Genomic DNA, 26,958 nt, shown 5'->3' on the forward strand with positions numbered 1-26,958 from the left:
GTACAGGCCATGGAAATCAGAGATCCAGCCTCCAAAATCTCAAATGTTGGAGAACAGAGAGACAATCTCTTCAGTATTCAGGTATCCGGCAACACGCTTCGAGTAAATGGAGTAAAAACGAATCCAGATAAGTTAAGTGAAACTCTGGATAAGCTCTCTGGAGGGAAAACAGACGAAGAATTGAAAAATTATAATTTCAGAATGCAAGTGATGGATCCTGCACCCGGATTTATGGAATCTCTAAATAGCGAATTCAGGAAAAGCAGAATGTCTAAAGTTAGCGGTCATGATATTCTTCCACCGCCACCTCCAGTGCATCGTGATGAAGATTTTCAAGTTCCAAGGCCGCCAAAACCGCCTAAGTCAGCAAAACCACAAAATGCTCCAAAACCACCAAAACCGCCCAAAAGTCTCAAGGGGTCTAAGTCAGGTAAAGATGTTACAAATGAGGAAGAGCTAGCAGCCGCTGAATCCTTAGAGATTAATTACGTTAAGGAAGAGAAGGACGTTAAAAACCAATATTTTAAGAACAAGTCTAAATTTAAAGACAAGAACAAACAAAAAGTACTACCAAATCCTCCAGTACCGCCAACTGCTCCAGATCCATTAAGAACTATCAAAGAGGTTTATGCAGAGGGTGGAAGTTTTTTCTATAATGGCAAAAAGATCTCGGCTAAAAAAGCAACTAAAATAATAGAATCAAAGAACTATACTAATATTTATGTTAATCAAACTGGAGACTCCGAAGGTTTAATGAAGATTACAGGAAGTAGATAATTTTAGAAATCCCGTTGTAAACTCATCGGGATTTTTCATTTAAGGATCATTTTATATCAACTTTAAGGTTTTTTCTCACAATAATCTATAAAATGACTTTAGGTTTTATATTTAAAAACATACTTTTGTGTTCCTAAATTAAAAGACATTTATGAGCGTTTTAGTCAATAAAGATTCTAAAGTAATCGTGCAGGGTTTTACCGGTAGTGAAGGTACTTTCCATGCTGAACAAATGATAGAATACGGTACAAATGTAGTTGGTGGAGTTACTCCTGGTAAAGGAGGACAAAAGCATCTTGATAAGCCAGTTTTTAATACAGTTTCAGAAGCTGTAGAGCAGGTTGGAGCAGATGTTTCTATCATCTTCGTACCACCAGCTTTCGCTGCAGATGCCATCATGGAGGCTGCCGATGCTGGAATTAAAGTGATTATTACCATTACTGAAGGTATACCAGTTGCAGACATGGTAAAAGCTTCAGACTATATTAAAGACCGTGATTGCAGACTTATTGGGCCTAACTGTCCAGGCGTGATCACTCCGGGAGAAGCTAAAGTTGGTATCATGCCAGGTTTCGTTTTCAAAAAAGGAAAAGTAGGAATCGTATCTAAATCTGGTACGCTTACCTATGAAGCTGCAGATCAGGTTGTAAAACAAGGTCTTGGTATCACTACTGCAATTGGGATTGGTGGAGATCCAATTATTGGAACTACTACGAAAGAAGCAGTAGAATTGTTGATGAACGATGATGAAACTGAGTGTATTGTAATGATCGGTGAAATTGGAGGTCAGCTTGAGGCTGATGCCGCTCAGTGGGTTAAGCAGAACGGTAACAGAAAGCCAGTTGTTGGATTTATCGCTGGAGAAACTGCTCCTGCAGGACGTACAATGGGACATGCCGGTGCGATCGTTGGAGGAAGTGAAGACACTGCTCAGGCTAAAAAGAAAATTTTGAGAGAGAATGGAATCCACGTGGTTGATTCTCCTGCTGAAATAGGGATGAAAGTTGCTGAAGTTTTAAAAGGATAAGCAAAACCCAAAATAATTTGAAACCCTTCTTATACTCTAAGAAGGGTTTTTTTATGCAAAGCCTTGGGCTTTTGCTATATTTGAAAAGACAATTAACCAAGATCAAGTTATATGAAATTACTACAAGGAAAGAATGCCATCATCACAGGTGGTAGTAGAGGTATTGGAAAAGGAATCGCTCAGGTTTTTGCCGAGCATGGAGCCAATGTCGCATTCACCTATAATTCTTCGGCACAGTCTGCTGAAGATCTTGCAAAAGAATTAGAAGCTAAAGGTGTAAAAGCTAAAGCCTACCAATCTAATGCTGCCAGTTTCGAAGAAGCACAGAAATTGATCGATGATGTAAATGCTGAATTTGGATCTATAGATATTGTGATCAATAACGCTGGTATTACAAAGGATAATCTTTTGATGCGAATGAGCGAAGCAGATTTTGACAAGGTGATAGAGGTTAACCTGAAGTCTATATTTAATATGACCAAAGCCGTACAAAGAACGATGCTTAAACAACGTTCTGGTAGTATCATTAATATGAGTTCTGTAGTAGGAGTGACTGGAAATGCCGGTCAATCAAACTACGCAGCATCTAAAGCCGGTATTATTGGGTTTTCAAAATCGATGGCTCAGGAACTTGGTTCCAGAAATATTAGAACAAATGTTGTGGCTCCAGGTTTTATCGAAACCGAAATGACCGAAAAGCTGGATGAAAAAACAGTACAGGGCTGGAGAGATTCTATTCCTTTAAAACGTGGTGGAAAGCCTGAAGATATCGCAAACACATGTGTGTATCTTGGTAGTGATTTGAGTTCTTACGTGACCGGACAGGTGATCCATGTTGATGGTGGAATGCATACTTAATTGAATAATCTTATGAATCTAAAATTAAATTGGAATCAATGGAGGGGACTTGCGATGATGGTCTTATCTGTAATCGCCACATATTTGTTGCCTGAAGATTCTATATTTCAGACTCTTTGCGGTGCATTAATGGGAGTGGGACTAGCCCTTATTCTGAAATTTATTCCGTATAAATGGAGTGAATTAAATTTTAGAAGGAGATCTGCGAATTGAGTGCAGTAAACTCAAGATTTAGAATTAATCGAGCTTTGTGGCCTATAGATACTTTAATCAGACTATAATTTGTATTTTCACTAGACCAACGTGAATTAATGAACTTTCAAATCATATTATTGATAACCCTGGCGCTTTTGATAGCTCTGGGGTTTTCTTTTTTTCAGAATTTTTATAAGAACCCAAAAAGTTCCAGGAATTTAGCACTTTTCGGACTTCGTAGTTTTTCTATATTTCTAATTCTTTTAATACTTATCAATCCCGAGATCACTCACACTGAAAGTTTCCAGGTGAAAGAGAAGCTGGTAATACTATCTGATGCTTCAGAGTCTATTAAAATTCTTCAGAAGGATTCTGTGCTTCAGAATTTTCAAAACAAGATTCTTTCTTCAGAAAAACTGAATGACAAATTCGATATTATCAATTATCACTTCGGAAGGGAACTTATCACTTCAGATAGTTCTTCAAACTTCAGTGAAAAACTCACCAATATTCAGCAGTCTTTAAAACATGCTGAAGAGCTAATGAATAACAATAAAGGTGTACTTGTTTTGCTTAGTGATGGAAATCAAAATACCGGCAGAGACTTTCGATATCATAAATCTTCTGGAACTACTGAAATTTTACCTATAATCATAGGGGATACAAGTAGTTTCGAAGATGTAGCTATTCAGCGAATCAATGTAAACAGGTATGCCTTCCTGAATAATAAATTTCCTGTTGAAGTTTTCCTGAACTATTCTGGTTCTAACGAACGCACTACGAAACTGCAGATTTTGAATTCAGGAAAAGTTGTTTTTCAGAAAGATATGGAATTTTCTGAAAAGAATAGATCAATTATTATAAATGCTGAACTGGAAGCTAGAAGTATCGGACTCAAAAACTATACTGCCAGGCTGAGCAAATTACCAGATGAGAAGAATTTCAGAAACAATACTGAAAAGTTCTCCGTTGAAATTGTAGATGAAAGCTCTAAGATCATGATTCTAAGTGCAGGTCCTCATCCAGATCTGGGTGCTTTAATGGCATCTATAGAATCGAACTCACAACGCAAGATTGAAATAAAATATATTCGTGATTTTGTTAACTCTGAAATAACTGATATACAATTATTTATACTACATAATGTAAACCGAAACTTTCATAAAATTCTGGAGTCAATTTCTGGTCTTGATTCAGGAAAGCTGTTCATTACAGGACCCGAAACCGACTGGCAATTTCTGAACGAACTCCAATTAGGATTTTTCAAAAACAGCATCGATCAGCCTCAGGATGTCTTTGCTGTAAAGAATGACAACTTTGCCATTTATCAGCCAAAACATTTAGCCTACGAAGATCTGCCGCCCTTACAAATTGCATTTGGCGAAACGGAAATCGATGCAAATCGTTACGCAGTACAGTTATATCAAAAAATACAGGGAGTCGAAACTAATAGTCCGCTTCTTGCTGTTTCCAGAGTCCAACCAAAAATTGGCTTGCTCACTGGTGAAAATATTTGGCGCTGGAGAGCAGCAATTTTTCGAAAACACCAGAGTTTTGAGCAGTTCAATGTGTTTATTGGAGACCTGGTACAGAATTTAAGCGCTCTGAAATCGAACGAAAGATTGATCGCAGAGCATCCTCAAACATTTCTGGAGAATGAACTTGTAGAAATAAGTGCTGCTTATTACGACGAGAATTACAGCTTCGATTCAGGAGCTAATCTTCATATCAGTATTTCGGATAGTCTTGGAAATACTGTTTTAAAAACTAATCTGGTAGCTAGCAACCTCAAATATGTGGCAGAGATCGGGAATCTTGCACCAGGGAATTACACCTATAAATTACAGGCTGAAAATGCAAATTTGCTTAAAAATGGAGCTTTCAACGTGCTCGATTATAATGCGGAAGAGCAACAGCAAACAGCAAACCTGGCTTCTATGAAATTTCTGGCAACAAACAATAATTCAAGCGTTTTTTACGAAGATCAGTTTAAAACTTTTGAAGACTACTTATTGAAGAATGATAGTCACAGGCCAGTTCTTAAAAGCGAACAAAAAACCGTACCTTTGATAGACTGGTACTACCTGCTATTTCTTCTTGTGTTTGCCCTAGCCCTGGAATGGCTTTACCGAAAATATAAGGGCCTAATTTAAGTTCAAAAATTTATATGGAAAGATTACCTAAAATCGGTATCCCGTTGTTTATCGGGTTAGTCATTGTAATAATTTTATTAGCAAAATCTACTGTAACTATCGATTCCGGAGAAGCCGGGGTTCTTTATAAAACATTTGGTGGTGGAGTTGTAACTGAAGAAAGTCCTCTTTCTGAAGGTTTTCACGTAGTTGCACCCTGGAACAAAGTTTTTGTCTACGAAGTGCGCCAGCAATCCATCGATGAAGAAATGACTGTATTATCTTCAAACGGTCTGGAAATTAGCCTGGATGCTTCCGTATGGTTTCAGCCAGAATATGAAGCTCTTGGTAAGTTGCACCAGGAAAAAGGAGAGGCTTACATTCAACGTTTACTTCAGCCAGCCATAAGATCTGCAACCAGGGCTGTGGTAGGTCGGTACAATCCGGAGCAACTTTATGCCAGTAAAAGGGAAGCAATTCAGAAGGAAATCTTTGATGAAACAAACCTGCTTCTGGAAGATCAATATGTTCAGGTAAATGAAGTTTTAGTAAGAGATGTTTCCTTGCCGTCTACGATCAAAGATGCGATCGAACGTAAGCTTAGACAGGAACAGGAATCACTTGAGTACGAATTCCGACTTTCAAAAGCAGAGCAAGAGGCAGAAAGACAAAGAATTGATGCTGAAGGTAAAGCCCGTGCGAATACTATTCTTAGCGAATCACTTACAGATAAGGTATTACAGGAAAAAGGAATTCAGGCTACCGTGGAACTGGCAAAATCACCAAATAGCAAAGTGATTGTTATAGGTTCTGGTGAAGGTGGAATGCCAATTATTCTTGGTGACAACTAATAAACAAATATTAAAAATTAAAAAACTGGTTTTATAATTCAGATTTTTATTTAGCTTTGGCATCACAATGACGAATTTTAATGTACATCACCATCATTTTTTACTCCACGCTCAAGCGAGGTAAATTTGATATGTTGTAACACTAACTATAATATCATAACCCGTTTGAGAAATCAAGCGGGTTTTTTTATTCCTAATATTAACTAAATTATGAGTCAGCAAAAATTAAGGATCGCAGTACAGAAGTCAGGAAGACTTTTTGAAGATTCTATCAAAGTTTTAAAAGATGCAGGTATTTCCATCGATAATGGAAAAGAGCAGCTAAAAGCATCATCCCGAAATTTTCCATTGGAAGTGATGTATTTACGTAATGGTGATATACCTCAATATTTAAGAGATGGAGTGGTAGACGTTGCAATCATCGGGGAGAACGTGCTTATTGAGAAAGGAAAAGATATAATTAGAGGAGAGAAACTTGGTTTTTCAAAGTGTAAAGTTTCCCTCGCGGTGCCTAAGTCTTTCAAGTACAACAGTATTAATGACCTTGACGGGCTCAAAATTGCCACTTCCTATCCAAACACCGTGAAAGACTATCTGCAGGAGAAAGGTATCTCTGCCGATCTTCATATCATTAATGGTTCTGTTGAAATTGCTCCTAATATTGGACTTGCAGATGCTATTTGCGATATTGTGTCCAGCGGAAGTACACTTTTCAAAAACGGACTTAAGGAAGTTGAAGTAATGCTGAAAAGTGAAGCAGTACTGGCCATCTCTCCTAAAATTTCTGAAGAACGCAAGCAGATCCTTGAAAAACTGCAATTCAGATTAAAATCTGTATTAAACGCACGAACTTCAAAGTATATCCTACTGAATGCTCCTGATGATAAATTAGAAAAGATTATTAGTCTGCTTCCCGGGATGAGAAGTCCAACTGTTTTACCTTTGGCAGAGAAAGGATGGAGTTCGATCCATACCGTGATCAATGAAGATAGATTTTGGGAAGTTCTGGACGAACTGAAAAGTAATGGTGCTGAAGGAATTCTGGTAGCACCAATAGAAACTATGGTACTTTAATTTACAATGATGAACACGATCAACAATCCTGACAGATCTAAGTGGAGCGAAATTTTAAAACGACCAACTCAAACGGTTGCCGATATTGAGCAAACAGTGCACAAGGTCTTTGACGAGATCAGGCTTACAGGAGATGCAGCAGTTGGAAAATATACTCAAGCTTTCGACGGAATCGATCTGGATACATTCAAGGTTTCTGCTGCTGAAATGGATGCAGCTTCCGCTGAAATTTCTCAAGAATTAAAAGAGGCGATAGCACTGGCTAAAAAGAACATCGAAATATTTCATGCAGCACAGAGAACTGAAAGAGTTGTTGTGGAAACAATGAATGGAGTAAATTGCTGGCAGGAAAAAAAGGCGATACAGAAGGTGGGGCTCTATATTCCTGGCGGAACTGCACCTTTGTTTTCCTCTATTTTGATGCTGGCAACTCCAGCAAATATTGCCGGTTGCGAGGAGATCGTACTTTGTACACCGCCAGATAAAAATGGAAACGTAAACCCTGCAGTTTTATATACTGCAAAATTATGCGGAGTAACACAGGTTTTTAAAATTGGTGGAATTCAGGCGATTGGAGCAATGAGCTTTGGTACCGAAAGTGTACCCAAAGTTTATAAGATCTTCGGGCCAGGGAATCAATTTGTTACTGTGGCAAAGCAGCTAGCTACAAGATACCAGGTAGCGATAGATATGCCTGCGGGACCATCAGAATTACTAGTATATGCTGATGATTCAGCGAATCCGGCTTTTGTTGCTTCAGATTTGTTGAGTCAGGCGGAGCACGGCGTAGATAGCCAGGTTATCATGGTAAGTACTTCAGAAAAAATGCTGGAGCTGGTAAGTGATGAAGTAGAAAAGCAGCTCGATGAACTACCTCGAAAGGCCATTGCGCAACAGGCGATCGAAAACTCGAAACTTATTCTGGTAGAGACGGAAGAGACCGCTCTGGAACTAATTAATGAGTATGGGCCGGAGCATTTTATAGTATGTTCAGAAAATGAGGATTATTTTGTGGATAATATTATGAATGCGGGATCCGTTTTTATTGGAAATTATGCTCCCGAAAGTGCCGGTGATTATGCTTCGGGTACCAACCACACTTTGCCAACCAATGGTTATGCGAAACAATACAGCGGGGTGAATCTGGATAGTTTTATGAAGCAGATCACCTATCAGAAAGTTTCAGAAGAAGGCATTAAAAATATAGGTCCTGCAATCGAATTAATGGCAGAAGCTGAAGGATTACAGGCTCATAAGAACGCTGTAACCTTAAGATTAAAATCACTGAACCAATAATGAATTTCGATCTGAATAATCTCGTAAGGGATAACGTGAAAAGTCTTCTGCCATATTCATCTGCCAGGGATGAATACAAAACTGATGGTGAAGCAATGATATTTCTGGATGCGAATGAAAATCCGTTTGAGAACGGACTGAATCGGTATCCAGATCCACGGCAAATGCTTTTGAAATCAAAAATTTCAGAAATTAAGCAGGTTCCTGAAAAGCAAATATTACTTGGGAATGGAAGTGATGAAGTTCTGGACCTCATCTTCAGGGCATTTTGTGAACCCGGGAAAGATAATATTATAAGTTTGCCACCAACTTACGGAATGTATAAGGTGCTTTCTGGAATTAATAATATTGAAAATCGGGAAGTGCTATTAACTTCAGAATTTGAACCTGATGTAGATGCAATATTGGAAGCTGTAGATGCAAATACCAAATTATTGTTTCTGTGCTCCCCGAATAATCCATCCGGGAATTCTTTTGATGCTGAAACTATAAAGAAGCTTTTAAGATCATTTAAAGGTCTGGTCGTAATCGATGAAGCCTATATAGATTTTTCAAACGTTGCAGGATGGTCGCAATCACTTGATAAATATCCAAACCTTATCATCACTCAAACTTTCTCAAAAGCCTTCGGGATGGCCGGGATCAGGTTGGGAATGCTATTCGCTTCAGCAGAGATCATTAAAATTCTGAATAGGATCAAGCCACCCTATAATGTAAATGAACTAACGCAGCAAAGAGCAATTAAAGGTCTTCAGGATTATTCAGGAATAAAACAGCAAGTAATTGATATTAAGAATGAAAGGCATGCTTTATCTAAACAATTACTTCAGCTAAAATATGTTGCAAAGATATTTCCTTCAGATGCTAATTTTCTACTCATAAAGGTGGATGATGCAGATCATAGATATATGGAATTGATCGGTAAAGGTATTGTCGTTAGAAATAGAAGTAAGCAACCTCTTTGCGAAAATTGTCTTCGAATTACAGTAGGAACAGCATTAGAAAATCAGAATTTACTCAAGGCCTTCAAAGAATTAGAATCATGAAAAAAGTATTGTTTATAGATCGCGATGGAACTCTTATCCACGAACCTGAAGATTACCAGATCGACAGTATCGATAAGCTTGTGTTTTATCCCCAGGCGATCACTTACCTGAATAAAATTGCCAAAGAACTGGATTATGAACTGGTGATGGTCACCAATCAGGACGGACTTGGAACCGACAGTTTTCCTGAATCAGATTTCTGGCCTTATCAAAATTTTATTACCAGAACTTTTGAAAGCGAGGGCGTAAAATTTTCAGAACAATTGATCGATCGTACGTTTGCAAAAGACAATGCTAAAACCCGCAAACCCAATACCGGACTGCTGGAAGAGAAATATTTAGATAATAAAGATTATGATCTTCAGCAATCATTTATGATCGGGGACAGGCTTACAGATATGGAGTTTGCCATGAACTTTGGAGGAAAAGGCATCTTTATAGATACACATGAAGATCTGGCTGCAGACGAAATTTCGAAAGATAAAGAAGAAGTAACTCAGCATATTGCCTTAAAAACGGCTTCCTGGAAGGAAATCTATGAATTTTTAAAACTTAAGGATCGTACAGCCGGGATCGAGAGAAAAACGAACGAGACAGATATTAAGATCGATCTAAACCTTGATGGTACCGGGAAAAGCGATATTAGTACCGGTATCGACTTTTTCGATCATATGCTGGATCAATTAGCCAGGCATGGACAAATGGACCTTACGATCAAAGTTAATGGTGATCTGGAAGTGGATGAACACCACACCATTGAGGATACGGCCATTGCTCTTGGTGAAGTGTTCAAGAAAGCGCTTGGAAATAAGCTTGGAATGGAACGATATGGCTTCTGTTTACCAATGGACGATTGTCTTGCCCAGGTGGCTATTGATTTTGGTGGTAGAAACTGGCTGGTTTGGGAAGCAGATTTCAAACGGGAAATGATCGGTAAAATGCCTACGGAAATGTTCTTTCACTTCTTTAAGTCGTTTACAGATGGTGCCAGAGCTAATTTAAATATCAAGGCTGAAGGTTCGAACGAACATCATAAGATCGAGGCTATATTTAAAGCTTTTGCCAAAGCGATAAAAATGTCGGTTAAACGAGATACAGAGAAAATGATCCTTCCATCTACAAAAGGAATGCTATAATGAAAATTGCAATTATCGATTACGGGGCAGGTAACATCCAATCCATTAAGTTTGCTGTTCAGAGACTGGGTTTTGAAGCTGTCCTTTCCAGCAATGCCGAAGAAATTCAGAATGCTGATAAGGTGATTTTTCCGGGGGTTGGAGAAGCTGGTAGCGCCATGAGAATGTTGCGATCTACTGGATTAGATAAGCTTATTCCAGATTTGAAGCAACCGGTACTTGGAATTTGCCTGGGAATGCAGTTAATGTGTAAATCTTCGGAAGAAGGAAATACTACTGGATTAGGTATCTTCGATGCTGAAGTGAAGAAATTTAATGCAGATCTAAAAGTGCCTCAAATAGGCTGGAATACGATCACCGAACTTCGAGGTAAACTTTTTGAAAATGTGTCTGCAGAAGAATATGTTTACCTGGTGCATAGCTTCTACGTCCCGGAATGCAGCGATGAAATTGCCAGAACAAATTACGGGGTTGATTATTCCACTGCTTTAAACAGGGATAATTTTTATGGTGTACAATTTCACCCTGAAAAAAGCAGTAAAACCGGAGAACAGATTTTAAAGAACTTTTTGAACTTATAATATGCGAATTATCCCTGCGATAGATATTATCGACGGCAAGTGCGTAAGACTCTCTAAAGGAGATTACAACACAAAGAAAATATACAACGAAGATCCTCTGGAAGTGGCTAAATCTTTTGAAGCACATGGTATCAAATACCTTCACCTGGTAGATCTCGATGGAGCTAAATCCAGTCATATCGTTAACCATAAAATTCTGGAATCCATTGCCTCAAAAACTTCTTTAAATGTGGATTTTGGTGGCGGACTTAAAACAGATAAGGATCTGGAGATTGCTTTTGAATGTGGAGCGAACCAGATTACCGGTGGGAGTATCGCGGTAAAAGATCCAGAGATCTTTAAATCCTGGCTTACCAAATTTGGAGCTGAAAAGATCATTCTTGGAGCAGATGCCCGAAATAAAAAGATTGCAGTTTCAGGTTGGCTGGAAGAATCCAAACAGGAGGTGATTCCTTTTATTCAGAATTTTGAAATTGAAGGTATCAAATATGTGATCTGTACAGATATTAGTAAGGATGGAATGCTTGAAGGTCCATCTTTTGATCTTTATGCTGAGATTCTGGACGAAACTAAAGATATTAAATTGATCGCTTCTGGTGGAATATCACATTTTGATGAACTTCCAAAGTTGCAGGAACTTGGTTGCGAAGGTGTGATCATAGGAAAAGCGATCTATGAGAATCGTATTAGTCTGAAGCAACTTGAAAATTATATTTTAGAAAACGAATAGGAGTAGACCTTTTAACTTAGGACTACTCAAAAACCTTGAAATTTAAGATTTGTGCTTACAAAAAGAATAATTCCCTGTCTGGATATAAAAAATGGCCGAACGGTTAAGGGTGTCAATTTCGTTGACTTGCGTGATGCCGGTGATCCAGTAGAACTTGCCGCTGCTTATGCTGAAAAAGGAGCAGACGAATTGGTATTTCTGGATATTTCAGCTACTGAAGAAAAAAGAAGAACGCTGGCAAAACTCGTTCTTGACGTAGCAGAACAACTTAATATTCCATTCACTGTTGGTGGTGGAATTTCTTCCGTAGAAGATGTAGACATACTTCTTAAGAATGGTGCAGATAAAGTGTCTATAAACTCTTCCGCAGTAAAGAACCCTGATCTTATTAACCAATTATCAGAAAAATTTGGGAGTCAGTGCGTGGTGGTTGCTATTGATGCGAAAAATATTGATGGCAAATGGACGGTTCACCTGGTTGGAGGAAAAGTTCCAACTGAACTGGATCTTTTTGAATGGGCCAAAGAAGTTGAAAGCCGTGGGGCTGGAGAGATCCTGTTCACATCTATGGATCACGATGGTACCAAGAATGGTTTTGCCAATGAAGCCTTAGCCAGGCTTTCAGAAGAATTGAATATACCAATCATTGCATCTGGAGGTGCAGGGAATATCCAGCATTTTGAAGATACCTTTATGGAAGGTAAAGCAGATGCCGCTCTGGCTGCAAGCGTTTTTCACTTTAAAGAAATTGAGATTTCAGATCTAAAAAACAGTCTTAAAAATTCCGGAATTCCGGTAAGAATATAATATTATGGATATCGATTTTAATAAAAATAACGACGGACTCGTTCCGGCGATCATTCAGGATCAGGATACTGGAAAGGTATTGATGCTTGGCTATATGAATGAGGAAGCTTACCTGAAAACCAACGAATCCAAAAAAGTAACCTTCTTCAGTAGAACCAAACAGAGACTATGGACCAAAGGTGAGGAAAGCGGAAATTTCCTGAACATGGTTTCTATAAAACTTGATTGTGATAAGGATACTTTACTCATCAAAGTTCGCCCTGAAGGTCCTGTTTGCCATAAGGGAACCGACACTTGCTGGGCTGAGGAAAACTCAGCAGAATACGGTTTTCTTTCAGAATTGGAAGGCATTATCGCCAGCAGGAAGAAACTAAGTGAAACACCAAAGATAAACAGACAGGAAAATGAGAATAGTTATGTGGTTTCCCTGTTTGATAAAGGACTCAATAAGATCGCCCAGAAAGTTGGTGAAGAAGCTGTAGAAGTGGTGATTGAAGCTAAGGATAATGACGAGGACCTGTTTTTAAATGAAAGTGCAGATCTATTATTCCATTATATGATCCTTTTAAAAGCCAAAGGTTACGGATTGGAGGATATCGTAAAGACTTTAAAGCAAAGACATAAATAGTTAAAATGGGATTTGAAAAAGCCTCATTTCAAATCCCATTTTTGATGCATGTACGAATATTACTTACTCGCAACTCTAATAGCTATTTTCTGAATTTCACTAATACTTGTTATTAAATCATCGATTTTATTGCTATTTCCTTCTAATTTATAACTGAAAGAACGAGTCATTTCTACATTATTTACCTTTTCTGGATAAATATATTTTAAACTAAATTCAATTTTTTCGTCTGGTTTCATTTCGTCAAAAATCTCTCTTAGATTTTCCACTTCAAATTCCTTAAGTTCTTTCAGACTTTTCATAGAAACATCAATTTTCAAATTGCTTAAGTTCATGTTTTCTACTTCTGTACTATCCTCGTAGTTCATTGAAGTTACAGTACTGCTCGTTTTTTCTGATTTTTGACCAACCATTAGAGTTGAAAATCCAAGTGCGATAACAAAAAATAAAGTTTTCATAATTTAAGTTTTAATGATTATTACTGATACAAACTTCAGCATCATTTCCTTTAATGCTGGTTAACTAGTGTTATCGAGTGTTAACAGATTCGTATTTAGTCTTTTAAAAAAATTACATTTGACTTATGAACGCGCAGAGATATAAGTACGCTATATATGCCATTATCGGAATAATCACTGTAGTGATAAGTATTCAGATATATTGGAATGTATTAAATTATCAGAATAACAAAATTCAATTAGTGAATGATGTTCAGGTAAGCCTTGATAATGCTGTGAATATATATTTCGCTGATGAAGCTGAGAAAAACACATTGGCACTTGAGCCAAATGAGGGGTTCGACATTTTTGAAGATGAAACTTTAGACAGCATTACCAAAAGAATAGACAGAAGTAAAAGTATTGCTGGAATTGACTCTGTTGAAAATTTATCCTCAGATAAGGTAAAGATCTACCAGGGGAAGCAAGCAGATTCTGCAAAGCAGGCTCTGGAACTGAAAAATTCGGGAGCTGGGTTCAATGTTAATAACACTAAATATAACGAGGATGGTGTTGTAAAAGGTTCTACTAAATTAAGAATTCCTGAAGTTACCATGGAAGACTTAAAAGCTATGGATGAAGACACTTCAAGTATAAAGTCAGCGCTGGATATTGATTTTCTAACCTCTCAAATCATCATCACCTACACTTCAGATTCTATTCCACTTAAAGTGTTTGATACAATAGTCAAAAAAGAGCTAGCTCGAAAAAATATTAGATCTTCTTATGGATTGCAGTTTATAAAAAAAGACAGTACAAGTTCATTCGTTAATAAGAGCTTAGTTGCAAATGCTGAACTCGAATCACGGTCTGAATCTTCTTTTCTTCCCAAAGGCACTTCATTGCTAATTTATTTTGACAATCCGAATCAGGAAGTTTTTTTAAGAAGTTTAACTGGTATTTTTATTTCAGTAGTATTGATTTTGGGAGTTATAGGTATTCTCTTTTATCTACTGAAGATCATAAACAATCAAAAACAGCTTGCTGAAATGAAGAATGACCTTATCAGCAATATCACTCATGAATTTAAAACACCTATTGCCACGGTTTCTGCGGCAGTTGAAGGAATGAAGCATTTTGATGCGTTGAAGAATAAAGAGAAGACCAGAAACTATCTGGATATTTCTGAAGTTCAACTTCAAAGGCTAAATCTAATGGTAGAGAAATTATTGGAAACTGCCACTCTGGACAAAGACCATTTGCAATTCCAGGCTGAGAAAATTGACCTGACGCGATTAATTCAAAACTGTGTTGATAACCATAGAATGCATCTTAAGGAGAAAACCCTTGAGCGAAGAAATAAGTCTGGAGTGATTCATTTCATTGGGGACCCTTTTCACCTTGAGAATGCGATCAATAATTTGATTGATAATGCAGTTAAATATGGCGGTGATCTAATTCATGTTGTGCTCAACAAAGAGGCAAATTACATTAATATTGAAGTTTTGGATAATGGTAATGGATTAAAGCAGAAAGATCTTGATTTGATCTTTGATAAGTTTTACAGGGTGCCTAAAGGAGATATACATGACGTTAAAGGATTTGGAATTGGTCTATATTATACGAGAAAGGTTATTGAAAAACATGGCGGAACTATAGAAGTAAAATTGCAGAAAAATGGAACCAGTTTTAAAATAAACCTACCTGATGGAAAATAAAATCAAGATATTACTGGCCGAAGATGAGACTTCCCTGGCTTATATTACTAAGGAAAGCCTTGAAAGCAGGAATTTCAAGGTACAACATTGCGAAAATGGCGAGATAGCTTTACAGGCTTTTAAAAATAACAAACCAGATTTGTTGGTGCTGGATGTAATGATGCCTAAAAAGGATGGATTCTCGCTTGCGAAAGAGATCAGAAATTTTGATGACACAATCCCGATCATATTTCTCACGGCAAAGTCTCAAACTAAGGATGTAGTAGAAGGATTCTCAATTGGTGGAAATGATTACCTCAAAAAACCATTTAGCATGGAAGAATTGATCGTTAGGATCAATAATCTTCTATCAAGGAAGAAGGTACAGAAGAATTCGGAAAAAATTGAAATAGGAACTTATACCTTTGATTTCCCAAAGCAGATTCTAAAGTATAAAAATGAAGAGGAGATAAGACTTACTCATAGGGAAGCACATCTATTATTCAATCTTTATAATAATCGCAATAAAGTTCTTGATCGAACCTATATTCTCGAAAAGTTATGGGGACACGATGATTTTTTTACCGCTCGGAGTATGGATGTGTTTATTACCAAGTTACGAAAAAAGCTTAAAAAAGATGAGTCGATACAGATACTCAATGTTAGAGGCTTTGGGTATAAACTTATAGTTTAAAGAATCCCTTAAAGTAATTTTATAACTAGTTCCACAATTGTCTTTCAGCGAGTTTGCGGAATAGGTTACTACTGCAGGATCTTTTCTATAGAATTTCCAATATTTTATACCGCACCAATTATTTTCTCTACTTTGATAAATACGCCGTAGGGATATTTTACCTACTATCAATATCGAAATATTATACAGTCCTGGTATTTCTTATCGCAATTTCTGAAGATGCTATCAAAGTAATGTCAATTCTCAAGATGTTATTCACTCTGATCCTCATCTACGATAGCAATTGCATTCTCAGGTCTATTATGTGGTTTTAATAAATGTTACATTTTTTAAAAGTCTGAAATTGTATTACCAGAGATTGTAATCACCACTTTGTACAGTTTTGTCTAATTGTATCGCAATAATTAAACAGAAAATTTTGGATTCCTAAACCTTATCAAGTTTTAATTAAGTGAATGCAAAAAAAGTTTTCTAAAAGGTCGCAAGAACGTAATTTTACAGTATGCTGCGACGCTTATTATTCGTTTTGATATTTCTGCAATTTTCAGAATTTGTTTTCTCTCAGAGCATACAGGTGGATCAGGATCGATATACTGCACAGGAACTTATCGAAGAAGTGCTTATACAAAGTGACTGCATTACAGATGTTGTGGTGACCAATGTTTCCGGAGCAAATTTTACCGATGGCAGTAAAAGTTTCGGGTATTTTGATGCAGGCGGCACAGAGTTTCCAATTAGTAATGGACTGGTTTTAAGCACGGGAAAACTTGAAACGATTTCAGAGCCCACTTCCAGTCTGGCAAATGACTTTCATTCCGGCTGGGATGGTGATAGTCAGTTAGAGGAAGAACTTAATATCGACTCCTATAATGCCACGGTTATAGAATTTGATTTCGTACCCAATGTTGCCGGCATTAGTTTTCGCTATCTTTTTGCTTCTGAAGAATATCAATTTGATAATTCAGTGACATGTTATTTTTCTGATGCTTTTGCTTTTTTCATTCGGAAAGCAGATGAAATCACTTATAAAAACCTTGCAGTCGTCCCGGGTACTCAAACTCCCATTTTGAATACGACCGTTCATCCTCATATTTCTGACAATTGTCCAGCTGTTAACGAAGCTTATTTTGATCGCTTCAATTTTGATGCTGAAACGATATTCGATGGTCAGACGAAAGTTTTGAATGCTGTCGCAGATGTCATCCCAGGAGAAACATATCATGTTAAGCTTGTAATCGCTGATGATCTCAATGATAAATATGATTCTGCAGTATTCCTGGAAGCTGGAAGTTTTCAATCCAGTGCAGATCTTGGGCCAGATCGGCTGGTTCAGAATAATGATGCTATTTGCTATGGTGAAAGTGTATTACTTAAACCGTCTACTGCAACAGGAGATCATGTGGAATGGTACAGAAACGGTGTTCTGCTGCAGGATGAGACAGGTGGTCAACTACGTGTAGACACACCTGGTGAATACTCAATTGAATTAACATCTACGGAAGGCTGCATTGCCCAGGGTAACGTGATAATAGAATATTATCCTCAAATAGATTATAGCCCGGCAGAACTTGTCGCATGTGGTTTTTCTGATGCTGAAACTGCCAGTTTCAACTTGCTTGAAAGTGCTTCCCAAATTTTGAATCCGAATCAGAGAACGGTGGTAGAAGAGTTTTTTATAAATAGATCAGATGCCGAAAACGGAGTTAATCAGATCACCGATCCAGAAAATCACAGTTCTGGTCCGGCAATCGTTTACGGGACTGTTCATGATGGTTTTGGATGTTCTGAAATCACAGAGATAAAACTTACTATAGCTTCTGAAACCATTTTGGACGCATTTACGATTTGTTCAGCTGAAGGATCTGGTAGTAATAGCTTAGAAATCAGCGATCTAAGAGATCATCTTTTTGAAGAAAACAATAATGCTTCCGACTTCCAGATTTACTTAAGTAAAAACGATGCCTTAAATGAGGAATCTGAAATACTAACAGACATTTCATTTTCTGAAATACAACAGGAAAAGCTATATGTGAAACTTCTTGATCAGGAAGCCTGTGTAGGCTTTGCGGTTTTACCAATTCAAAATGCTGGTGTTGCTGAACTTCCGGAAGATTTGGTATTAAGTTTATGCAATGCTAATGAAGAACAATTGTTGCTTGACTCTGGTCTGGACTCGAATGCTTCAGAAGATTATTCAATTGAATGGTTTTACGAAGAGGAGCAACTTCCGCAGTCATCCTCGAAAATTTACGTTTCGGCACCAGGGAATTATAGGGCAGATGTAACCAATCAAAATTCCTGCATAAGTTCAAGAAATTTCGAAGTTAATCTTATAGGAACAGCTATCATTCAGGAGGTGAATATAAGGAACCTTATTAATGGATACGAGGTGGAGATTGATATCACTGGAAATGCTACCTATGAATTTTCGCTGGACGATATCGGGCAATTTCAGCCGAGTTCGATTTTTAGTAATGTCCCACCAGGAATTCATACAGTATATGTTCGGGATACCAAGGCTTGCGACGTGATTTCAAAAGAAATATCCATTTTTGGATATGATCTTTTCTTTACTCCAAACGGTGATGGTTTTAATGATACCTGGACCGTTCATGGTATTGCTTCAGATTATATTGTACAGATCTATAGCCGTTATGGTAAATTATATACTGTGCTGGATGCTAAGAATGCCAGGTGGAACGGTAAATTTGAAAATGTAGATCTACCTGCTGGAGAATACTGGTTTAGTCTGATCCAAAACGGAGAAGTGACATTAACCGGACACTTCAGCTTAATAAGATAAAGACTGAAAGAATTTTTAGGGCAACTAATCCCAGCTACCCATCTTTCCAGAGTGAAAATCATCGTAGGCCTGCCTGATTTCATCTTCAGAATTCATCACGAAAGGTCCTCCAAAAACAACATTTTCCTTTAGTGGTTTAGCATGACCAATCAATAGTTTGCTATCTACTGAAGCCTGGATATTCAGAATTTCAGAGTTATTGGAAAATTCTGCCAGATGTAAGGCAGGCACCAGAATATCGTTTACATTCAGTTCCCCAGAAATTACATAAAAGAAGATCGTTTCGTCTCTGGGAATTTCCAGCTCCAGAGTTGTATTAGCATTAAAGTGTACTACAGCCAGATCCACAGAAGTTGGAGTATCAAAAGCCCCGCGTATCCCTTTAAAATTACCGGAAACCACCTGGGCTTTGATCGATCTTTCCTCATTTTCCCAGACGGAGATCTGCTCCTTTTGAAGTCCTTTATACTGTGGTTGCATCATCTTCAGTCTTTGAGGAAGATTCACCCATAATTGGAGGATCTCGAGGTCACCACCATTCTTTTTAAATTCTTCTGAAGAGACTTCGGCATGTAAGAGTCCGCTTCCCGCAGTCATCCACTGCACGCCTCCGGCTTCAATTACACTAGTATGTCCACCAGTATCCTTATGCGTGATATCACCTTCAATGATAAAAGTGACCGTTTCCATACCCCGATGTGGATGCGGGCCGAACGGTAATCCCTGGTTGTTCGCATCATAGGTTTGCGGACCGTGATGATTTAAGAACAAAAATGGATCGAGCATTTGTAATTCCCTGGTTGGCATAGGAGACCAGGTCTTCAAATCCCCGATAGGGCGATATTCAGCTTTATGTAGTTTCTTGATATTCCGCATTAGCATTTATTTATTTCGAACATAGATAAGCTTAAAACGGGAATTGGAATTCTCTCTGGATTCTATTTCAAACTTTTCAATAGAATCTATCATTGGAGTCAGCTTCTGGAAACCGTAGTTACGTGAATCAAAATTCGGTTGTTTTTTCTGAAGTAAACTTCCAACATCCCCAAGGAACGCCCAGCCATCTTCATCGGCAACATCAGAAATGGTTTGTGAAATTAATCGGACCACCTTTGGAGTGATCTTGTCTACATTCTGTTTTCTACTCTCCTTGGTTTTTGCCTTATCATTCTCATTTTCATTCTCCTTGGAATTATTCTTCAGAATTTCAATATAGATGAACTTATCGCAGGCGACAATGAATGGATCTGGAGTCTTTTTTTCACCAATACCAATAACTTTCATGCTAGCTTCACGAAGTCTGGTTGCAAGACGTGTAAAATCTGAATCACTAGAAACCAGGCAGAAGCCATCAACTTTATTAGAGTAGAGGATGTCCATGGCATCGATGATCATTGCAGAATCTGTAGCGTTCTTTCCCTGGGTATATCCATATTGCTGAATTGGCTGAATGGCATTTTCAAGAAGCACACTTTTCCACTTGTTTAAGTGAGGTTTGGTCCAGTCTCCGTATATTCTTTTGATCGTAGGATTACCATATTTGGCAATCTCTTCCATCATTTCTTTTATATGTGCTGAAGGAATATTGTCTCCATCAATGAGCACGGCTAAGTTTGTATCCATTTTTCTGGTTTGGTTGGATAAAGTTAAGGTTAAATTCAGTTTTTGCTAAGAAGAGGGAATAAAAAAAGCCCGGAAAATATTTCCGGGCTCCATTAACTTTTAAAAATGTTAGAATCTGAATAGTGCATTCATTTTAGATTCTTTTTCAGGCATTAAATAATCCTGAATTAAATAAACGTTTCCGCCCATTTCGATAGTTTTCTTCGCCGCCAGATTCATAAGAGAGCTATTTTCACTGGTTTGCTCATCGTCGATCTCAGTTTTCATTTGATCTTCGTCGTAAGTTCCCCATATCTCGGCTCTATTTTCGACAAATAATGTATCGATTCTTCCCTGATGGATCGCCGCCATGATATCACTTGGAGCAGAAGAGGTATTCTCTGTCTGACTTTGCTCTTTATATTTCTCAAGCTTGCTGTCGCGATCCTTATTCAGAAATTTTTCCGCGATCTTCAGAGACTTTTCATGTACTCCCAGTAGATCTGAGTCATTTGGATTACCGTCCACAACTTCATCTACAAGGTGATTGTAAGTATTAGCCTCTTTGTAAATTGAAAATAGATAATCCTGACAGTAAACGATCAATGGTAACTTTTCTTTGTTTAAATAATTTTGCAGTCCTTGATCTACCGCGCGAAAGAATTGTTTGATCTCATCTTTTTCATCTCTTTCACTACCACCGTGACCGTGAAACTGAGTTTTTTCTCCTCCAGCTCCCTGCGTTCTAAATTGCAGAGCTTTTTCTTTATAATCGTACCCTACACGTTCTTCAAGCTCTGAAGGTGTAAGATCATCGATATCGATTGGAGTTATAGAATATTTACTGGCCTCATATAACTGCACATCACTTATCTGTAAAGATAATATATGAAATTTGCCATCACCATTCATTGCTGGTATTAGTGGTTTCACATAAAACTCTTCGGAAATATAAGTGTAAGCCTCAAAATTTACGGGAAGACTGAAAGTTTTGAAATAATCTGGAGCAGCGAAAACTGCCAGTCCATCTGACTGGTGTCTCCAGAAATCTTTATCGTCCAGTAGTTCTTCAAACTTCTTAGACATCGTATCTAACTTACTTTTTTCAAATCCCTTAGCTGAAAGTTTTTTACTTGCTTCAGTCCAAAGTGAATGTAAGTGTTTGAGGTTTTTCTGTTCTAAAACTTCTTTTCCACCACGTTGTGTTGGAATAAAAATAGACACACAAGTGTCGTTTTTATAATTAGCTAGTTCTTTAAATTCCTTTTCATTTATCATAGACATATCTTTAATTTTTTTGGTAGTTAAAAGGTAAGTCTATTGTGAAACACTTCAAAGCGAAAGCCCTGTGCTTACTACTAAATCTTTCTTAATAAGTCTCAAAATATTGTGAACTAGCTTAAAGTTCGTCGTCTGGTTCAACATGGATCAGCACATCTGCGACTTGGGGAACATTTTCCAGCACTTGGTCTTTGACTTCATGTGCAATATCATGACCCTCCTTAACCGTGATATTTGCATCCACTGCAATGTGTAAATCTATGTGGTAGGTCATACCTGTTTTGCGTACGTAACATTTCTCTGTTTCTACAACTCCTGGAACTCCCAGGGCCGCACTTCTTATATCCATTTCTATATCTTCATAGCGATGCTCATCCATAACTTCTCCCAGAGCCGGTCTTAGGATAAGGTAAGCATTAAACAGAATAAAACCTGAAGCGAAAAGTGCTGCCCAGTCATCAGCATTTTCATATCCCTCACCCATCAGCAGGGCTATACTTATGCCTACAAAGGCCATAAATGATGTAATAGCGTCACTTCTATGATGCCATGCATCTGCTTTAAGTACAGAACTATCTGTCTCATCGCTTTTTTTAGAAACGAACCTATAGGATAACTCTTTAATAATAATGATGACGGCGAGAACTATGAGTGTATAGGGTTCAGGAACTTCGTGAGGTGTCTGTATATTTTCAATACTCTCATAGGCAATGATGGTAGCTGATACAATCAGAAAACCCACAACCATGAACGTAATAAGAGGTTCTGCTTTTCCATGCCCGTAAGGATGATTTTCGTCAGCAGGTTTGTTGGCATAACGAATGCCTAAAAGAACCAGGAAAGAAGAAAAAACATCGGTGGTGGATTCTATGGCATCTGCGATCAAAGCATAAGAGTTACCAAAGATTCCAGTAATTGCTTTAGCTATTGCTAACAAAGCATTTCCCGCGATACTAAAATAGGATGCTTTAACTGCCTCTTTATATTCGGGACGCATAGAAGTGAATTAGGCTGCAAAGCTATTAATTTTAATTATTTCAGCTGATTGTAGATCAATAAAATCCCACTAACTACCATAAGAATGATCAGTAGCTTACGAAAACTTGAACTTTTCATACTACCCAGGAATTTTTTACCAATGATATTTCCTAATACCGCTCCAAGACCTAAGGCAATTCCGTAAATCCATAATTCGGTATAAAGAAGTCCGAAGAACGTATAACTACCAATTTGTGCGATTCCAAGGAAGAATGAGTTCGCGGTTTTTGTCGCAATTAACTCTTCTTTATCGAGACCCAGATTGAGATAAAAAGGGTTGAGAACTGGTCCTAAAGCTCCAATTACAGTTCCCAGGATAGAAACTATAAACCCTAATGGTATGAAGTACCATAGTTTAACAGGAAATGATCGTTCCTTCTTTCCGAAGCGATATTGAAATACTGTGCTTATCAAGAATATTCCCACCATAATTTGTAGCCAGCCCGCATTGATTCGTGTAAAGAACCAGCCGGCGAGTAAAGCTCCAAGTAGAGCAGGAGGAACGTAATACCAGAAAACCTGCCAGTTGATATGTTTCCAGAAAATTATAAGCCGGGCAGGTCTGCCAATAAAAGTTCCCAGATTCAAAACGGGTGGTGTTTGCGGAGTTCCAAGTAGAAAGTTAAGAAACGGTACAAGAACTAGTGCGCCACCACCACCAGAGATCGTTGAAATAATAAATGCAACAATTCCTGAAAGCAAAAGAATAAGCAGATTGAACAGATCTATATTTTCAAAAATGTTAGAAGTCAGTATCATTTCCACCATACTACAAAAAACCTTGAAAAGCTATCCTTATGCTTCATCCATATAAGTGGTGATTTTTTCTTCTGAAAAAGTTCGGAAATTTCTTCCATTATTTCAGCATATGAATGCCAGTGATTGCAGGATTCTGGCTTTGCGCTCCACAAATTTTTCTTTGGAGCATAGAACACTGCATTATTCTTATCCAGTTCCTTAAATTCCTGAAGGCTAAGATATTTACCATCTTGCGATGTAGCATCAGGATCATTAGAATACAATTGAGCTTTAAAGCATATTTGTTGCTCTATTTTGTCCAGATCCAGATCGTATTTTTTCAGATAACTTTGAGTTTCCGGATGTTTTAGTAGCGGTAATTGCTTCGTAGTGATCTTCTCCATTTTCTCCAGAAAAGAATCTTTCCTGTTGGGACCTATGAACATCTTTTCATCCTGACCTACTTCTGGGTCCAGAATATAGATCTTATAAACCAGCTCCACATGTAAAGGTCTTTTATTTTGAAAATCGTAGAGTAAAAAGTCTAGTTCACCCAGTGTGATCTTTTGTTGATTGACCTGGATATTGGAAGCAATAAGTTTGTAACGTTTGGAAAATTTGATGGCTATTTCAAAAAAACTTTCCATCCTTTTGCCCAAAACAGAATTCCTGGGGTGATCAATTTTTTTAAGTTCAGCTATTAATTCCTCAGTGATATCTACTTCGGGAAATTCAAAAACAGGAATTTCAGAACGGTATTTTTTTCTAATATCTGACGTTTCTAAAAATCCTGTAAACTGACTTATTAGGTCGACTTCCGAAGAATGAGATAGCATATAACCTTTGACTATTTTGGACTGATCGGGATGTAAATATCTTCGAGAGATTCAGGATCATCGGGTCCTTTATAATCACTTCCCATGATCTCAAAATGAGGGCGATGTGCAAGCTGATATTCAGATTTTGGAAGCCAGTCCTCAAAAATATACTTCGCTGTTCCGGCAAAGTTCTGTGCCGTTCCGCGATGTCTGAAAACGGCATACAATCCGCCTTCCAGTTCCAATTTCTCAAGACCTTCAGGTAATTCTGCATAATCGTCTACTTCAACTGCGGCCCATTTTTCAAATTTTGTTTGAGGATCAAATTCGCCTTTTAGAAATGCTTTTTTATACTGTTCTACAGAATATAAGTCCCGATTGGCCAGGGATGGTGTCTTTACCTTAATACTCATAAAACGTTTCCAGAGCACTTCTGTTTTATCATTCGCCATACTGGTTTCCTTACTTATACCAGCAAGTTTAACAGCTTCAATCTCCTTTATCTTTGGTTGCATTTTTTAAGATTTTGGTCCTAATTCATAATTCTGAGGGGGAGTGGCATTCATCAAATGCTCCACAAAATAATCCCAGCGTCTTCTCATCATATAATACGAATCTTTTCCGAAGCCATGGCGTGCATGAGGGAAAATTATCAGGTCAAAATCCTTGTTGGCTTCGATAAGGGCATCAACTACCAGATATGTATTATAAGGTGGTACATTATCATCCATTGCACCATGCGCTAGAAGCAATTTACCCTCCAGGTTCGCCGCCAGGTTCTGATTGGCTTGTTTAGCATAATTTGAAGTACCATCTTCGTCTTTGCGCAATAAACCTATATAACGCTCGCCCCAGTCATCCTCATAATTGCGGTTATCATGGTTTCCAGATTCAGAAATACCAACCTTATAGAATTCAGGATAATTGAAGAGGGCAGCTGCAGTAGCGAATCCACCACCTGAATGTCCCCAGATCCCAACTCGATCCAGATCCATATAAGGATACTTTTTAGCTAATTGCTGAAGTCCGCTGATCTGATCTTCCAGGGTGTTATCGGCCATATTACCGTAGCAGGCATCATGAAAGGATTTTGATCGATTCGGGTTGCAGGTACCGTCAATAATTACCACTATAAAACCTAGTTCGGCCATTGCCTGGTGATCACTCCGGCTTGGATAAAATGAACGGGAACCAACTCCACCTCCCTGAGGTCCTGGATAAATATAATTCACCACGGGATAGGATTTATTCTCATCCAGGTGTGTTGGCGTAAACATAAGGCCGTAAAGATCCCAATCCCCGTTTCTTGACTTTACACTTATTCTCTTAGCGGGTTTCCAGCCTTCAGCTTCCAGGTCCTTTATATCTGCTTTCTCCAGATTGGCTACTAGTTTACCATTTATTTTTTTGAGCACGGCCTGGTTAGGAGTATCTGGTTTAGAATAATTATCTACAAAATACTTTGAATCTGGAGAGATGCTTATGCTATGATTTGCATCTTCCTGAGTGAGGTTCTCTAACTTTTTGCCATCAAATCGAATGCTATAGAATTGAGCGAAATATGGATCCATAGATTGATCCTTCCCATTCGCCATAAAATAGATCATGCGATCTTCAAGATTGAACTTTAAAACTTCAGTAACAACAAATTCTCCTTTGGTGATCTGATTTTTAAGTTCTCCGGTTCTGGAATCATAAAGATATAAGTGACCCCAATCATCTCTTTCAGAATACCAGATGATCTCATTGCTTTCAGGGAAATATTTCCAGTTAATGCTTCCCTGTCCAGATTCATACTGAGTATCTACTTTTTCCTCAAAAACTTCACGAACTTCTCCAGTAGTTGCATCTGCAATTCTGAACTTTGCTACTTTATGGTCTCTTGAAGTTGAAACAAAGGCCAGCTCATTAGAATCCTCACTCCACTGATTATCATCGAAAGCACCTGAACAACTAATATCATCACACAGAGTTCCTCTTCTTGGATCCTGCGGAATTTTTAGCGGAATGATCTCTGAATTTTTTGTATCTATAATAATACGCTCGATCTGAATCACCTTTTCATCACCCGGAAGTGGATATTTCCACTGCTGAAGTTCTGGAGCCCCAACTTTAGTTGAAGCAAGGTACATATCACTTACATGACGCTGGTCCTGTCTAAAAGTGGCGATCTTTTTGGAATCTGGAGACCATAACAGGATTGGCTTGTCACTTTTTCTCCAACCAGCATTATCTGTAGCATAACCATAATTTTCGATTCCGTCTTTGGTTAGTTGCGTCTCCTCACCAGTGGCAGCATCTTTGATCCATAAGTTCCAGTCCTTGATATAAGCTAACTTATTTCCATCTGGCGAAGCAACTTCTATACGCGAATACCTACCATTTTCTTGGGAACCTGTTTCAATGTTCGCTAGCAATTCCTCTTTGGAAGTAAAAGTAGTTTTGTCACCAGTTTTACTTTTGACCAGAACAAATTCTGAATCATCCCGGGTGGTAATTCGATACCAGAAATCTCCATTATCCAGCCATTGTGGGTAGACGTAACTCCGGTAAATTTTACTATTTGTATTATAACTCAAGAACTTTTCTGCATTTGCGTAATCTTCAGCAGTGATGCTATCCCGGTTTTGGGAATTTACGTTGGAGAACGTAAGAAAAGCAATAAGAACTATAAGGTATTTTTTCATATTCTATACTTTGAGGACTGGTTTC

The 26,958-nt window shown here is 38.0% G+C and carries 25 protein-coding genes; 16 read left to right on the forward strand and 9 right to left on the reverse strand.

Annotation, left to right across the window (positions count from 1 at the left end):
- The 13 genes from ACNKXS_RS11120 to hisIE all read left to right on the forward strand — a co-directional run.
- Window positions 1-777: hypothetical protein (locus ACNKXS_RS11120; RefSeq protein ID WP_417920907.1), on the forward strand; the 777-nt coding region annotated here is incomplete at its 5' end.
- Between the two features lie 151 nt (window positions 778-928).
- Entirely contained in the window at window positions 929-1,804 is an 876-nt protein-coding gene (gene sucD, locus ACNKXS_RS11125; protein WP_141877647.1) for a succinate--CoA ligase subunit alpha, read from the forward strand.
- 111 nt (window positions 1,805-1,915) lie between these two features.
- Window positions 1,916-2,662 carry a 3-oxoacyl-[acyl-carrier-protein] reductase gene (gene fabG / locus ACNKXS_RS11130; RefSeq protein ID WP_026916300.1) on the forward strand — a complete coding sequence of 249 codons (747 nt, stop codon included), beginning with the start codon at window positions 1,916-1,918 and terminating at the stop codon, window positions 2,660-2,662.
- A 311-nt stretch (window positions 2,663-2,973) separates the two neighbouring features.
- Window positions 2,974-5,010 (forward strand): hypothetical protein, encoded by a 2,037-nt coding sequence (locus tag ACNKXS_RS11135; protein ID WP_417920908.1) that lies wholly within the window; start codon window positions 2,974-2,976, stop codon window positions 5,008-5,010.
- Window positions 5,011-5,024: 14 nt separating this feature from the next.
- A complete protein-coding gene (locus tag ACNKXS_RS11140; protein WP_417920909.1) occupies window positions 5,025-5,840 on the forward strand; it encodes a prohibitin family protein in 816 nt (271 codons plus the stop codon).
- 210 nt (window positions 5,841-6,050) lie between these two features.
- Window positions 6,051-6,914, forward strand: coding sequence for an ATP phosphoribosyltransferase (hisG, locus tag ACNKXS_RS11145; protein ID WP_299155611.1), 864 nt, complete (start codon window positions 6,051-6,053; stop codon window positions 6,912-6,914).
- A 9-nt stretch (window positions 6,915-6,923) separates the two neighbouring features.
- The gene (gene hisD, locus ACNKXS_RS11150; protein WP_417921247.1) at window positions 6,924-8,210 is read left to right on the forward strand and encodes a histidinol dehydrogenase; all 1,287 of its coding nucleotides are present in this window, start codon (window positions 6,924-6,926) and stop codon (window positions 8,208-8,210) included.
- Window positions 8,210-9,256, forward strand: a complete 1,047-nt coding sequence (hisC, locus tag ACNKXS_RS11155) for a histidinol-phosphate transaminase (protein ID WP_417920910.1) — start codon at window positions 8,210-8,212, stop codon at window positions 9,254-9,256. The genes hisD and hisC overlap by 1 nt, the downstream gene beginning before the upstream one ends.
- Window positions 9,253-10,392, forward strand: a complete 1,140-nt coding sequence (gene hisB, locus ACNKXS_RS11160) for a bifunctional histidinol-phosphatase/imidazoleglycerol-phosphate dehydratase HisB (RefSeq protein ID WP_417920911.1) — start codon at window positions 9,253-9,255, stop codon at window positions 10,390-10,392. The genes hisC and hisB overlap by 4 nt, the downstream gene beginning before the upstream one ends.
- The gene (hisH, locus tag ACNKXS_RS11165) at window positions 10,392-10,973 is read left to right on the forward strand and encodes an imidazole glycerol phosphate synthase subunit HisH (RefSeq protein ID WP_417920912.1); all 582 of its coding nucleotides are present in this window, start codon (window positions 10,392-10,394) and stop codon (window positions 10,971-10,973) included. The genes hisB and hisH overlap by 1 nt, the downstream gene beginning before the upstream one ends.
- A gap of 1 nt (window position 10,974) precedes the next feature.
- The gene (gene hisA / locus ACNKXS_RS11170; RefSeq protein WP_417920913.1) at window positions 10,975-11,703 is read left to right on the forward strand and encodes a 1-(5-phosphoribosyl)-5-[(5-phosphoribosylamino)methylideneamino]imidazole-4-carboxamide isomerase; all 729 of its coding nucleotides are present in this window, start codon (window positions 10,975-10,977) and stop codon (window positions 11,701-11,703) included.
- A 51-nt stretch (window positions 11,704-11,754) separates the two neighbouring features.
- Window positions 11,755-12,510, forward strand: coding sequence for an imidazole glycerol phosphate synthase subunit HisF (gene hisF / locus ACNKXS_RS11175; protein ID WP_417920914.1), 756 nt, complete (start codon window positions 11,755-11,757; stop codon window positions 12,508-12,510).
- Between the two features lie 4 nt (window positions 12,511-12,514).
- Entirely contained in the window at window positions 12,515-13,138 is a 624-nt protein-coding gene (hisIE, locus tag ACNKXS_RS11180; RefSeq protein ID WP_417920915.1) for a bifunctional phosphoribosyl-AMP cyclohydrolase/phosphoribosyl-ATP diphosphatase HisIE, read from the forward strand.
- A 59-nt stretch (window positions 13,139-13,197) separates the two neighbouring features.
- On the opposite strand, the gene ACNKXS_RS11185 is transcribed toward hisIE, so the two are convergent.
- Entirely contained in the window at window positions 13,198-13,596 is a 399-nt protein-coding gene (locus ACNKXS_RS11185) for a hypothetical protein (protein ID WP_417920916.1), read from the reverse strand.
- A 125-nt stretch (window positions 13,597-13,721) separates the two neighbouring features.
- Between ACNKXS_RS11185 and ACNKXS_RS11190 the strand changes: the two genes are divergently transcribed.
- The 3 genes from ACNKXS_RS11190 (at window position 13,722) to ACNKXS_RS11200 (ending at window position 18,769) form a co-directional block, all read left to right on the forward strand.
- The gene (locus ACNKXS_RS11190; protein WP_417920917.1) at window positions 13,722-15,293 is read left to right on the forward strand and encodes a sensor histidine kinase; all 1,572 of its coding nucleotides are present in this window, start codon (window positions 13,722-13,724) and stop codon (window positions 15,291-15,293) included.
- Complete coding sequence (locus tag ACNKXS_RS11195) at window positions 15,283-15,966, forward strand: response regulator transcription factor (protein WP_417920918.1); 684 nt, start codon at window positions 15,283-15,285, stop codon at window positions 15,964-15,966. The genes ACNKXS_RS11190 and ACNKXS_RS11195 overlap by 11 nt, the downstream gene beginning before the upstream one ends.
- A gap of 502 nt (window positions 15,967-16,468) precedes the next feature.
- On the forward strand, window positions 16,469-18,769 hold the full coding sequence (locus ACNKXS_RS11200) for a choice-of-anchor L domain-containing protein (protein ID WP_417920919.1): 2,301 nt from the start codon (window positions 16,469-16,471) through the stop codon (window positions 18,767-18,769).
- Between the two features lie 24 nt (window positions 18,770-18,793).
- Here the strand turns inward: ACNKXS_RS11200 and ACNKXS_RS11205 are convergent, their stop codons facing one another.
- The 8 genes from ACNKXS_RS11205 to ACNKXS_RS11240 form a co-directional block, all read right to left on the reverse strand.
- Entirely contained in the window at window positions 18,794-19,645 is an 852-nt protein-coding gene (locus ACNKXS_RS11205) for a pirin family protein (protein WP_417920920.1), read from the reverse strand.
- Between the two features lie 6 nt (window positions 19,646-19,651).
- Window positions 19,652-20,392, reverse strand: coding sequence for an NYN domain-containing protein (locus ACNKXS_RS11210; RefSeq protein WP_295179413.1), 741 nt, complete (start codon window positions 20,390-20,392; stop codon window positions 19,652-19,654).
- A 108-nt stretch (window positions 20,393-20,500) separates the two neighbouring features.
- Window positions 20,501-21,655, reverse strand: a complete 1,155-nt coding sequence (locus ACNKXS_RS11215) for a baeRF7 domain-containing protein (RefSeq protein ID WP_417920921.1) — start codon at window positions 21,653-21,655, stop codon at window positions 20,501-20,503.
- A gap of 115 nt (window positions 21,656-21,770) precedes the next feature.
- A complete protein-coding gene (locus tag ACNKXS_RS11220; RefSeq protein ID WP_417920922.1) occupies window positions 21,771-22,649 on the reverse strand; it encodes a cation diffusion facilitator family transporter in 879 nt (292 codons plus the stop codon).
- Between the two features lie 35 nt (window positions 22,650-22,684).
- Window positions 22,685-23,449, reverse strand: coding sequence for a sulfite exporter TauE/SafE family protein (locus ACNKXS_RS11225; RefSeq protein WP_417920923.1), 765 nt, complete (start codon window positions 23,447-23,449; stop codon window positions 22,685-22,687).
- The gene (locus ACNKXS_RS11230; RefSeq protein WP_417920924.1) at window positions 23,446-24,264 is read right to left on the reverse strand and encodes a DUF1853 family protein; all 819 of its coding nucleotides are present in this window, start codon (window positions 24,262-24,264) and stop codon (window positions 23,446-23,448) included. The genes ACNKXS_RS11225 and ACNKXS_RS11230 overlap by 4 nt, the downstream gene beginning before the upstream one ends.
- 11 nt (window positions 24,265-24,275) lie before the next feature.
- The gene (locus ACNKXS_RS11235) at window positions 24,276-24,761 is read right to left on the reverse strand and encodes a GyrI-like domain-containing protein (RefSeq protein ID WP_299155600.1); all 486 of its coding nucleotides are present in this window, start codon (window positions 24,759-24,761) and stop codon (window positions 24,276-24,278) included.
- Between the two features lie 3 nt (window positions 24,762-24,764).
- Window positions 24,765-26,933 carry a S9 family peptidase gene (locus ACNKXS_RS11240; RefSeq protein WP_417920925.1) on the reverse strand — a complete coding sequence of 723 codons (2,169 nt, stop codon included), beginning with the start codon at window positions 26,931-26,933 and terminating at the stop codon, window positions 24,765-24,767.
- Window positions 26,934-26,958 lie beyond the last annotated feature (25 nt).

This window comes from Christiangramia marina (assembly GCF_048285865.1).
GTDB classification, from domain to species: domain Bacteria; phylum Bacteroidota; class Bacteroidia; order Flavobacteriales; family Flavobacteriaceae; genus Christiangramia; species Christiangramia marina.